The sequence below is a fragment of the Arcticibacterium sp. genome, assembly GCF_055134445.1.
On the sequence record NZ_JBSRVI010000120.1, the window covers coordinates 1 to 10,834 of the forward strand.

General features: G+C 36.7%; 12 protein-coding genes. 5 read left to right on the top strand and 7 right to left on the bottom strand.

All coding sequences use genetic code 11. The features are described 5' to 3' along the window. Positions 1-101 precede the first annotated feature (101 nt). From ACTBZY_RS15405 to ACTBZY_RS15425, 5 genes are all read left to right on the top strand, one after another. Complete coding sequence (locus tag ACTBZY_RS15405; RefSeq protein ID WP_463047238.1) at positions 102-272, top strand: hypothetical protein; 171 nt, start codon at positions 102-104, stop codon at positions 270-272. 381 nt (positions 273-653) lie between these two features. Further along, the gene (locus ACTBZY_RS15410) at positions 654-1,013 is read left to right on the top strand and encodes a hypothetical protein (RefSeq protein WP_463047239.1); all 360 of its coding nucleotides are present in this window, start codon (positions 654-656) and stop codon (positions 1,011-1,013) included. A 34-nt stretch (positions 1,014-1,047) separates the two neighbouring features. Next, the gene (locus tag ACTBZY_RS15415; protein ID WP_463047240.1) at positions 1,048-1,155 is read left to right on the top strand and encodes a hypothetical protein; all 108 of its coding nucleotides are present in this window, start codon (positions 1,048-1,050) and stop codon (positions 1,153-1,155) included. Between the two features lie 26 nt (positions 1,156-1,181). Next, complete coding sequence (locus ACTBZY_RS15420) at positions 1,182-1,817, top strand: hypothetical protein (protein WP_463047241.1); 636 nt, start codon at positions 1,182-1,184, stop codon at positions 1,815-1,817. 12 nt (positions 1,818-1,829) lie between these two features. Continuing rightward, the gene (locus ACTBZY_RS15425; protein ID WP_463047242.1) at positions 1,830-2,381 is read left to right on the top strand and encodes a YceI family protein; all 552 of its coding nucleotides are present in this window, start codon (positions 1,830-1,832) and stop codon (positions 2,379-2,381) included. Positions 2,382-2,790: 409 nt separating this feature from the next. On the opposite strand, the gene porN is transcribed toward ACTBZY_RS15425, so the two are convergent. From porN to ACTBZY_RS15460, 7 genes are all read right to left on the bottom strand, one after another. After that, on the bottom strand, positions 2,791-3,717 hold the full coding sequence (gene porN / locus ACTBZY_RS15430; protein ID WP_463047243.1) for a type IX secretion system ring subunit PorN/GldN: 927 nt from the start codon (positions 3,715-3,717) through the stop codon (positions 2,791-2,793). Between the two features lie 17 nt (positions 3,718-3,734). Beyond that, positions 3,735-5,354, bottom strand: a complete 1,620-nt coding sequence (gene porM, locus ACTBZY_RS15435; RefSeq protein ID WP_463047244.1) for a type IX secretion system motor protein PorM/GldM — start codon at positions 5,352-5,354, stop codon at positions 3,735-3,737. A gap of 48 nt (positions 5,355-5,402) precedes the next feature. Continuing rightward, a complete protein-coding gene (porL, locus tag ACTBZY_RS15440; RefSeq protein WP_463047245.1) occupies positions 5,403-6,206 on the bottom strand; it encodes a type IX secretion system motor protein PorL/GldL in 804 nt (267 codons plus the stop codon). An 80-nt stretch (positions 6,207-6,286) separates the two neighbouring features. Further along, on the bottom strand, positions 6,287-7,378 hold the full coding sequence (porK, locus tag ACTBZY_RS15445) for a T9SS ring complex lipoprotein PorK/GldK (RefSeq protein ID WP_463047246.1): 1,092 nt from the start codon (positions 7,376-7,378) through the stop codon (positions 6,287-6,289). Between the two features lie 247 nt (positions 7,379-7,625). Beyond that, on the bottom strand, positions 7,626-8,591 hold the full coding sequence (locus tag ACTBZY_RS15450; protein ID WP_463047247.1) for a PorP/SprF family type IX secretion system membrane protein: 966 nt from the start codon (positions 8,589-8,591) through the stop codon (positions 7,626-7,628). A 130-nt stretch (positions 8,592-8,721) separates the two neighbouring features. Beyond that, positions 8,722-9,519, bottom strand: coding sequence for a uroporphyrinogen-III synthase (locus ACTBZY_RS15455; RefSeq protein ID WP_463047248.1), 798 nt, complete (start codon positions 9,517-9,519; stop codon positions 8,722-8,724). 125 nt (positions 9,520-9,644) lie between these two features. Next, on the bottom strand, positions 9,645-10,834 hold a 1,190-nt coding region (locus tag ACTBZY_RS15460; RefSeq protein WP_463047249.1), incomplete at its 5' end, for a DUF4271 domain-containing protein.

The following is a 10,834-nucleotide window of genomic DNA, read 5'->3' on the forward strand; positions in this document are numbered from 1 at the left end:
TTCTATCCTTTTTTAACCCGATTAATAATTAAAATCACTTTTTCCGTTCTTTCGAAATACTAATTTTCGTAGCTTCGTTTCAAATTTAAAACTAGTATATAATGTCTGAAAGTATATCTTCAAAAATTCCGAGTTGGTTAATGATTGTTATTTACCTAGCCATACTTACAATTTTAGCTGTATTTGGTGATTTGTTCATCTTTATCGTTGGAGGTATTTTGGAAACTTTGGTTTTCGCTCTGGGGTATGATGCTGCTCATGGCGAGCATTAGGAATCAGAGGTTTTAGTAAATAAAATTTCAATACAGTAAGCTTTCTTTTCATCTGAACATATTGTTCCTAAATGAAGCGAGAGAACTCCAATTTGTTTTTCTTCATTTTGACCGCAAAACGGATGATCAGGGTACGCAAAAAAGGTGTACCAAGATCATTCCTTTTTTTGATGCCAATGGGTTTAAGCTATTTCCTCCAAAAAGAGAAGTTATTTAGAGACGTTTCTTAAAGTGCCAATAAGGAAAGTGGGTTAAGGGAATGTGAAACTATTAACTACTGGACTTTTTATTTCTACTAAAATTCAACTTAATAATTAAGTTAGCACAACCTTTATTCTCCCTTTCTCGTATTGGCTGCATATTATTTTAAATTTTAAAAATATGCAAAACAAAGAAGTAAGCAGAGGTCAGTTTTTGAAAACTTTAGGGATGAGTTCAAAGGCCTTAATGGCGTTTTACTGCTTGGGTACATTAGCGTCATGTAGCTCAGAAGATGACCCGAACCCAGTAGATAGCACAAATCCAGGTGATGGTAATGCTGTCTCAGGTATTGTGGGTACTAGTACCGGTTCTTCAATAGACTTTACAATTGATCTTACAAATGCAAATTTCTCAAAACTGCTTATGGATGGGGGATTTGAATATGCTGGTGACATTATAATTGTGAATACAGGCTCTAAGAACTTTATAGCTTTATCAAAAAAATGTACTCGAAGGAAGGAAGATAGAATATCGTTCTAATTCAAATGACTTCAGGTGCCCTAATCATGGCTCTTTGTTTTCTTCTTCTGGTGCCGTAACTAAGGACCCTGCATCTGCTCCTCTAACAATTTTTAAAACAGTACTGGCCGCAGATAAAAACGCTTTGAAAGTATTTGCCTAATTTATGAAAGTTTAAACAAAGTATAAATGAAAAGAATTGCTTTATTTCTGTTTCTCATTTTTGGAATTCAAGTTGTGGTTCTAGCTCAAGAGATATCTATGGATGAGTTATTAGGTGATTTGGAAGCCGAAGAAACGGAACCTGTTTACTTACCAGAGAAAATGCTTTTTACCCAACGTATGCTCTGGGGACAAAATGGCTTATATAGGAAGGTGGGTTTTGCACCTAAGGAATTATCAGCAGCAAGTAGAGAAAGAGAGTTAAAGGCAAGAAGAAATATGTTCAAGATACATCAAGCCACCGGTCTTTTAGCAGCAGGAGGAATGATAGCACAAGCGATTTTAGGACCGAAGCTTTATAATGGTAATTTTAACGTTCGTGATGCTCATCAAAAGGTTGCTTTAGGTACCAATATAGCTTATGGTACAAGTGCTTTAATGGCTTTATTTACTCCACCGCCAATGGTCAACAGAAAGAAGTTTGACAATATTAAACTTCATAAAATGATGGCCATTACACACATGACAGGCATGATAGCGACCAATATTTTGGCGAATCAGGTGAGTAGGGGTAATGTGGATAAAAAGTGGCACAGAGCGGCTGCCATAGGTACTTTTGCAGTTTACACGGCTTCTATAGTCACCATCAAACTTGAGTTTTAAAATGATAGAAATATGAAAAAGAATTTTTTAGTACTCATTGGTTTTTGTATGCTTGGTAGTTTTATGGCTGAGCCATTGACTAAAAGGAAGGTTGTGGCAGATAAGAAGTCTTCATCTTTGATGTATAGCTTGCATCATACTTTGCATAGTTTTGAAGCTTCTGCCAAAGACTTTAATTGTATTGCTGTGTTTAATGATGAGAGCCAACAATTGGAGATTATAGCTGTTAAAGCAGCGATAAATAGTTTTGATAGCGGAAATTCTAATAGAGATTCTCATGTGATAGAAGCTACAGAAGCCTTGAAATATCCTAGTGTCACTTTTTCTGCTGAGGAGCTGGTTTATAATGGTCAAAAAGTCACGGCCAATGGGAAGTTAGTTTTTCATGGGGTAACCAAGCCATTTAGCATTTCGGGTGAGCAGAAGATTGAAAACGGTAAATTATCTATTTATGGGAGGTTTGAAGTGGATATGACGGCGTTTGGAATAAAGCCACCAAGTCTTGTGGGTATGGCTACGGATGAGATACTTAAGATGTCTTATATGTTTAATTTTGATATCTAATATTGATTTAACTCGGATTATGCGTTGGGGAATCGTTATGAGTTTTAAATCACAATAAATCAGACAATAAAGGAAATTAGTATAGCGTTTACCCCGAGCTAATGTCGAAGGGCTATGGTGATTGAGTTTAAATTGGTTTACGCCTGCACTTAGCCTGACGAAGTGAACTGATTTGTGTTACCCTAAGCTTGCCGATGGGAACCAATTTAGTTGCGGTCCCGATAAATATCGGGAGATTACCTAATGCATAAAGCGGGTTTAAATAGGAAAGGAGATAGCTATTAAAGGAGCTGTCTTTTTTTGTATAGAAAGGCTAAAAGTTTTTACCCCTTCTTTTGGGATATCCATTAAACAAAAAAAATCCTCACTCGTTAGAGCAAGGATTTTGATTTCTTGATGGTTGCTATATTTAGAACTCCCAAAGGTTATGCTCAAATTCAATAAGCTCATATTCCAGTGCTTGAGATTTGTTAAGAGCCTCTTTAGGTGATTTGTATTGTTCGTCTAAATATTTATTCATTGAATTAGACTTTTTAACGATACGACCATGGAATAATCTTAATTCAAAAGCATCTGCAAGGTTGATATGTTTGGCTGTATTGGCCTCATTATACCATACTGCATTTGGATTATTCTTAAAGAAATGCTCTAAATCTTTATATTTAAAAGAGGCTAAAGTTTTCTCCAGACCATCCGTGGATGCTTCTGCAGGAATCTTGATACTGATAGTTTGAATATCAAAATACTGACGAGAACGTTGTCTGTCAAAAATCCAATCTTCTCTTAACTCTAAAAGGTAGAATTCATTAGGGAACATTTCGTAACCATCCGAAGGTGCTTGAGAAGCATTTGCTGTGGTTATTTTTCCATTTTGCGTGTTATCTTCAGTGGTTGTTTCTTCACCCCATCCAGCGTCTCCGCCAGTAGATGTAGACTCTCCCCATCCATCGTCTGCTGCAGCATCTTCTGTTCCAAATCCAGCGTCTAGTTCCTCTTGTGAAAGGCCGCCACCTTCAAAACGCTTAAACATGCGTTGGTTAAACTCGTCTAAAGTTAATCTTTCTTCTAAATTATCTTCCGCGTATGCATCCAAAATACCTGATTTGACACCTTCAATAAGATATTTAGTGATCTCATTATTATTGGCAAAAAGAGGCTGATTCTGTTTTTCTCTCAAATCCACTCGTCTCCATAAACCCACTTTGTAGGCCACGTTTGATTCATGAATTGGGCGTAATGACAATGGATTGAGCCCATTGTCCGATTTTTCCTGACCAAAGGCTACCTGACTGATAATTAAACCAGTCAAAATAGCTAGCGATTTGAATTTTTTCATTGACATTTAATTTAAAATTATTTCAAAGGAATCTGAACGGTCATCTCTCCAACATTGACTTCTTCGGTTTCTCCTTTAAAGTTTCTTCGCATTACTTTATTAATAGTAATAACATAACGATCTCCAGGCTCAGCATTGCGTGCAAGGTCATTTAAACTTTGATTTCCGCTGATTCCTTTCAAGTTTCCTTTAGGTCTAACCCCAGAGGCTAAGAAAACGTCATAGTCTGTAACTTTGAAACTAGCATCTTCGGGATTGTTATTTTTAAAATCCTCATCTGATATAGCTACAACGTTTATTGTTCTTACAGATGAAGCAGAAAGGCCTCTCTGGCTAACATTATCTGTTACTGGTGCATTATTAGCCAATACTTGAATAGTTGGCTTAGGTACACGTCTCACTTTAAAAGGGAAAGATTGTAAGTTTATCCCATCATTGTTTACGTTTAGTACCACCTTATTAGCATTAGGCACTACCGTTACGTTACCTCCTCCACCAGCAATAAAGTCTGCACCTTGACCACTAAAAGTAGGCTTAAATAGAACGCCTAGTCCTGGAGAGCTGGTTTGAAGTTTGTTGGCACATCTGAAATAAAGTGCTGGCAATGAAGCCGACTCTAGTTGTACAGATGGTTTAAGTACCGTATAAGTTTCTTCTTGCTCTACTAACTCTGTTGAACCGTCTGGTTTCGGATAGGAGATAGTCGCTTTATAAGTTCTTTTTAATTGTCCGTTTGAATCATATTCTCCACCTTGAGCTCTAGTCTCATAAGTTCCTTTACCATCTACTACAGCTAAAGGAGAGCCATTGATACTGATTTTAGGTGTAATAGCACTAGAGTATGCTCCAATGGCCACATCAGCCTTATATGTTTGTCCTGCCACTACCGTTCTAGAATCTGGAATTACTACGGCAAAAATCTTATCAAATTTTATTTCTTTAGCTCCAACTTGTTGAGCAAGGTGACTTAACACTTCTGCCTCTTGTCTTCTTAGTTCAGATTGTTTCTGGCTTAAAGAAGCTAATGCAGCAGGCACAGGAGTAGCTAAAAACATGACCTGAGCAAAATCTTTGTTTAGTTCACCTGGGTCTTTAGTTCCACTAAATGCAGGGTCGTCTTTTGCATCCGGTGCTAAATCTGAAAGAGTAACCGCACCTTTGGTATACTTAGCTATTCCAGTGGAATACGCTCTTAGTAACTTTTGCAGTTTATAACCTTCACCATCTTTCTTGTTTCCACTACCTACAAAAATGTTAGATATTTTCTCTTCCTCGGCAAGATTTATAATTTGGTTGGTTTCTGGGTCAATACCCTTTCCAGCTTCCTGTATAATTCTTGTTCTTAAAGTTTCTATATAGCTATTTATCCTAGAAGTAGAACTTCTTACACTATCGGCAGCGTGTAAAAGAAGTACATACTCTGGTTTGTTTCCAGCTTTATCCACTGCAACTTTCATAGATTCTATGATTCTTGCATTGGAGGTATTTGCTTGAGTATTTGCTGCTATAAGACTATTATCAATTGTAAGGAATTTCTGAAGAATCGAATTGCTGACCTGTAAAGCTAACATTGCTGTCAACACCAGGTACATCATATTTATCATCTTCTGCCTAGGTGATTCTTTTCCACCAGCCATAATATCTTTGTTTTAAACGGTTTAGTATTTCTTTTAGAGGTCTCTTTTCTAACCTTTCATTGCTGAAAGCATACTTCCGTATACAGAGTTCAGCGAAGTAAGGTTATTTGTAAGCTTGTTAAGCTCTTGTTTGAAGTTCTGAGTATCCTTAGAAGCTTCAGACATATCAGACATCGCAGAAGAGAGATTGCTGTAAAAAGAATTCATTGCTTTAAGATGCTTATTGGTATCCTGAAGCTCTAATTCGTAAACCGCGTTTAAAGCACCCATGTTCTGAGTGATTTTTTGAAATTGATCTCTATATTCTTGAGCATCTTTAGTGGCATCCGCCATGCTGTTCATAGCTGTTACAGCCACGCCATAGGCATTATTCATTTCACCAACTTTTTTCGATGCTAGAGTTACATTTGCTGCATATTCTCCAGTAGCTACTGTGGCGTCAGATATTTCACCAAGGTTGCTAACGGTGCTCGTTAGTTTATTAAAACCAACTTTAAGATTATCAAAAATCTCGTTGTCCATGCCAGAGTTAGCGAGCATGTCGTCCATTTTGGAAGTAAGACCTGCATTGGCTACAGAGCTAGTAGCTCTTGGAGCTCCCGTGTAAGTCTCATCTAATTCTGGATAAACCTTTTCCCATTTATAATCTTCATCTGGTCTTAAGACAGACTGGAAAGCATAAATCAAGAAGATGAGTGCCTCAGTACCAAGACCAATTGGTAAAGCTACACCAGCCCAATCGTAATGTTGAATTTTACCTAACGCACCGACAATTACTACTGCCGCTCCAAGTCCGTAAAAGAAAGGAATTATTTTATCCCAAAAAATGCTAGGTTCTCTATTTGCTGCCATTAGAAAGTTAATTAAATAATATGAATTTGGTTTATTTTATGAATTAGAAAAAGCGGGTTTTAAGCCGCTTAAAATTATTGTTATTCTCTTCCTGGTATAGAACCAAGTCTATCCACTACGTTTCTGAAACCGATATAAGAACGTCTTGTGCTTCTATATTCAAAAGTAGTTGTACCTGTCTCTAAAAAGTAAGCTACATCTTTCCAAGAACCACCTTTAATCACTTTTCTTGGCTCGTCTGGGTCATCATATACTGGATTTAAATCCCAAGTGATAGGCATGTATGACTCAGAATAGGCATCTTGTGTCCACTCAGACACGTTTCCTGCCATATTGAATAAACCAAAATCATTTGGATTAAAAGAGTTTGCAGGTGCGGTGTACGGGTATCCGTCTGCTCTATAATTTCCTCTGTATGGTTTAAAGTTGGCTAAGAAACATCCTTTGCCATTGGCTACATAAGGATTACCCCAAGGGTATTTAGCTCCTTCTTTACCACCTCTAGCAGCCCATTCCCATTCAGCCTCAGAAGGTAGTCTAAATCTTGGCGATTTAAATTGTCCGTTTTCTTCTCTATATGCGTTGTACTGTTTTGTTCTCCACTCTGAGAAATATTGAGCGGCATCCCAGCTCACACCCACTACTGGATAAGTATCAAAAGCCGGACTAGAGAAATAATACTCCGTCATTTGGTCTCCGTTATGATAGGAGAAATCTCTACTCCATACCGTACTGTCAGGAGATAATTTTGAAGTAATATATTCTTCTCCAAGTACAGATACCGAATCTGCAAACATATAGTTTACAAATGTCCTGTACTCGTAATTGGTTATTTCCGTGTCGTCCATATAGAAAGGATTAATAGTAACCCTTTTATTCATAGAGACTCTAGAAGATAGAATGTCTTGATCTGCCTGCCCCATGATATAAGAACCAGAAGGTATCAATACCATTCCAGAAGGTGCAGTTTGCTTATATCCTTTTCTGGCTGTGGCCACAATTTCCCCATTGGCCAAGCCACTCAGTCCATCGCCAGCGATATCACCTCCTTTTTTGCCTATACCCACTTTTTCCATGGTTTTGTTAAGGAAGCTACAACTCTGCATGGTAAATAGCACGGGTACTGCTATTAGCAAAGTCTTCGATAATGTTTTAAATAGACGCCTGTTCATATAAACAAGAAATTAATTATTAGTATATAAAGCCTGTTAAGTCCTAAAGAACAGACTAAAAACGCTGTCTGTTTCTTTATTATTGTGAAAATAAGTTAAAGTTCAAAGAAAATACACAAAGCGGTTTTCTATGGACGTAATCTATTTTCAAGAGTTCAATTTGCATAAATCATGCCATCTGAATTCAATTTTTAATAATGATTTTTTCTATCTACGGATTTAGTCGCATTCAAGTCTAGTTTCATTATTAGTATCTATATCGCGGAGTACGAATAATAGATTTCTTTCCCGAACGTGGGGCACTTAAGGTATAGGAAAGCATAAATTCATGAGACGTGGGAGCCTTTGCTAGATCTCCAAACACCACGTAATCAAAAGCATACCCTAATTTTACCTTATTATTCAGGAAGTTTCCACCTATTAGGAAAGAAGCCGCATCTTGCCAACGGTAATTTAAGCCAGCCCAGTAGGAGGAGTTATAAGAAAGCAAACCTCCAATTTCTGGCGACACCGTTTTAAAATCACTTTTTATAACAAACATTGGGGTAAAATCCAATGTATATGAAAGTCCAATTAGCACACTACCATTCAAATATAAACTCCTATTTAAAGGGTTTTTACCCGTCAATGTTGAGAATCCAAAAGATGGTTGATTAATATGCTTTACAGATAATCCCAACTGATACGAAGGGTTGTAAAGATATATACCCGCACTTACATCCACATGAGATTCACTAATCTTACTGGTTGGTATGGCACTATCATCAGGTTCTCGGGGAATAAACTCTCCTCCGTCTAACGATCTTGAATATAAGCCAGATGAAATACCAATTCCAAGAATGTTATTTGCTATCCTTTTATGATAAGCGTAGGATAGGTTGATTTCCCGATTGCTGTTTCCACCACCAATCTGGTCATTCATAAAGTAGATACCTACACCACCTTGTAGCTGAGAAATAGGGATAGAAGCAGATAGTAATTGACTTTGAGGAGCACCACCAGAGCCACTTGTTCCTGTATATCCCGTCCATTGTGTCCTATAAAACGCAGAGATATTAGTTTTTCCCCCTAGACCAGTTGCACCAGGATTTAGATAGAAAGAATTAAAAACATATTGCGTAAACTGAGGGTCTGACTGGGCAAAGGAGTATTGTCCAAAAAGGCCTAAAGCCATGACCAATAACAGTTTTCTTAAGCTCGACAGTTTATTCAAAAATTTAATGTTTTTAATAAAACGACTCGAAGTAATTCCAATTATACAAGGATAACAAATTTTATCAACATAAAATCTTTGGGAAGCATAATTTGAGACCGTTTTAATAAAAGATATTGTTTTAATTCATTTATAAACCGTTGGCCTCTTTAATGTAGAGTTCTAAAGCACCGGCCATAGAAGGAGCATTTGGAAGCGGGGCTTGTATGTCAAGAATAAGTCCTTCGTCCAGAATCGCTTGAGCTGTGGTTGGCCCAAAAGCCGCCAATCTCGTTTTCTTCTGCTGATAACCCTCAAAGTTCTGGACAAGTGCCTGAACTCCAGACGGACTAAAGAAGCAAATCACGTCATAGAAAACATCTGTCAGATCTGATAAATCTGCAGGGCCTGTTTCATAAATAATAGCCTCTGTCAATGGAATGCCAGCGTTTTCCATAATGTCAGGAATGGAGTCATTTCTGATATTTGAACATGGGAAAAGATATTTATCTTTCTTATGCTTCAATATAAAAGGCTCCAAATCCATGGCGGTTCTCTCTCCAAAGAAAATCTTACGTTTTCTTATCGTAATGTACTTTTGAAGATAGTTGGCCGTTTGTTCTGAAATGCAGAAGTATTTCATGTCAATGGGCATCTCAATCCTTAATTCGGCACAAAGCCTAAAGAAATGGTCAATGGCATGTCTACTTGTAAAGATGACTGCTGTATGACTAAGTATATCTACTTTTTGTTTTCTAAACTCTTTAGCGGACAAACCGTCAATAGCAATAAAGTTTCTGAAGTCCACCCTAATCCCATAGTCTTCTTTTAGTCTATCGTATGGTGTACTGTTCTTTCCTGCTTTGATAGGATCAGATAAGGTTACTAAAATACTTTCTACCTTTCTATTCCTTTCTTGCATTTGGTCTTGCTCTAAATTTTGACTCATTCTAGAGTAGCGTATTTTTATTGTTAAATGGGTTAACGAAATTCAGGATATTAAGCAAGAATTTGTTTTTACTGAAATAACCGTTATTGACTTAGCCTTTTCATCACTCTCCATGTTATTTAAATCTAGAAGGCAAATCTAATACCTATGAATATTGGCAATATTTCAACGACACAAAGATATGCAAATAAATAAAGACTTTGAATATCTGTACTTTTTAAAATGGTAAAGTAAACAATAATGGTTCTAACCATATAGATTAAAACAGCCGTTACGAGTACCAAGGTAGCATAGTTAGGCTGCTCTAATGGATGAGATAGGATAAGGGTGTAAAGCGTAATACTTGCCAATAAATAGAAAACCAAATTGAACTGAATTAGCTTGAAATAGTGAATATTTATGGATTTCTCAAGCCCGAAAAGGTTACCTACAATGTTTAGTAAAAAATATTTTCCGAAGTATCCTGCTAGGCATATAAGTACGGCTCTTAAGAAAACGAAAGAAAATGCTAAACCAGAGAGGCTTTCAATTTTAGGAAATTGGTTTTGGAATATGAAGATTCCTTTCCCTCTTAATAGTATATATATAAAGCTGGAAACCAAACTCAATAAAACCACATAAGTGATGTTTATTTGGTTTAAAGGTTTGCTAATGAGTAGTCTAGTGTCTCTGATTTTTACGGTAAAAATGTCCTTAAAATTAAAGTACTCGTTAAATGCTTTCGGGTTAATGGAAGAAGATGCAGTTATGAAAACTAGAATAAGTGTTAACACCAAGATATAAAAATCAAAATGAGGGAGGAGGCTTCTCATTTTCATATGAAGTATGTTGTCTCTGATAATTCCAGTGCTTTGAACCGAGTTGTAAATTTTGGAGCCAATGAAAATTTCTTTATAAGCTGGATTAGTACTGCCAAAAAAAGAGACAGCTATTTCTCCACCAAAAGAGCTCAGTTCACTTATAGGTATTATAAGCCATTGTTCTGCAACAAGGTTTTTATAAAGCAGACCATTAATGAAAATGTAGCTATGGGGTACGCTTGTTCTTATTAATAAACTGGCGTGTTTATATTTTTTTACATCAAAAATGACGGTATGGGCAGCGTTTGAACCCGTAATTCCAGAAATATAAGGTAGAAAAGTTTCGTTTTCTTGGTCATAAACATGCCAATCCTTAGAAAGGTTGTTAACGACATAATACGATTCTTCTGGTCCTGATTTTGCACCAAGAGCAGATTGAAAAATGAGTAATAGAAAAAGTAATTTAAGCTTCAAGGAGGCTTTTTTTTTGCAAAAGTATAGATCGGAAGAGCACA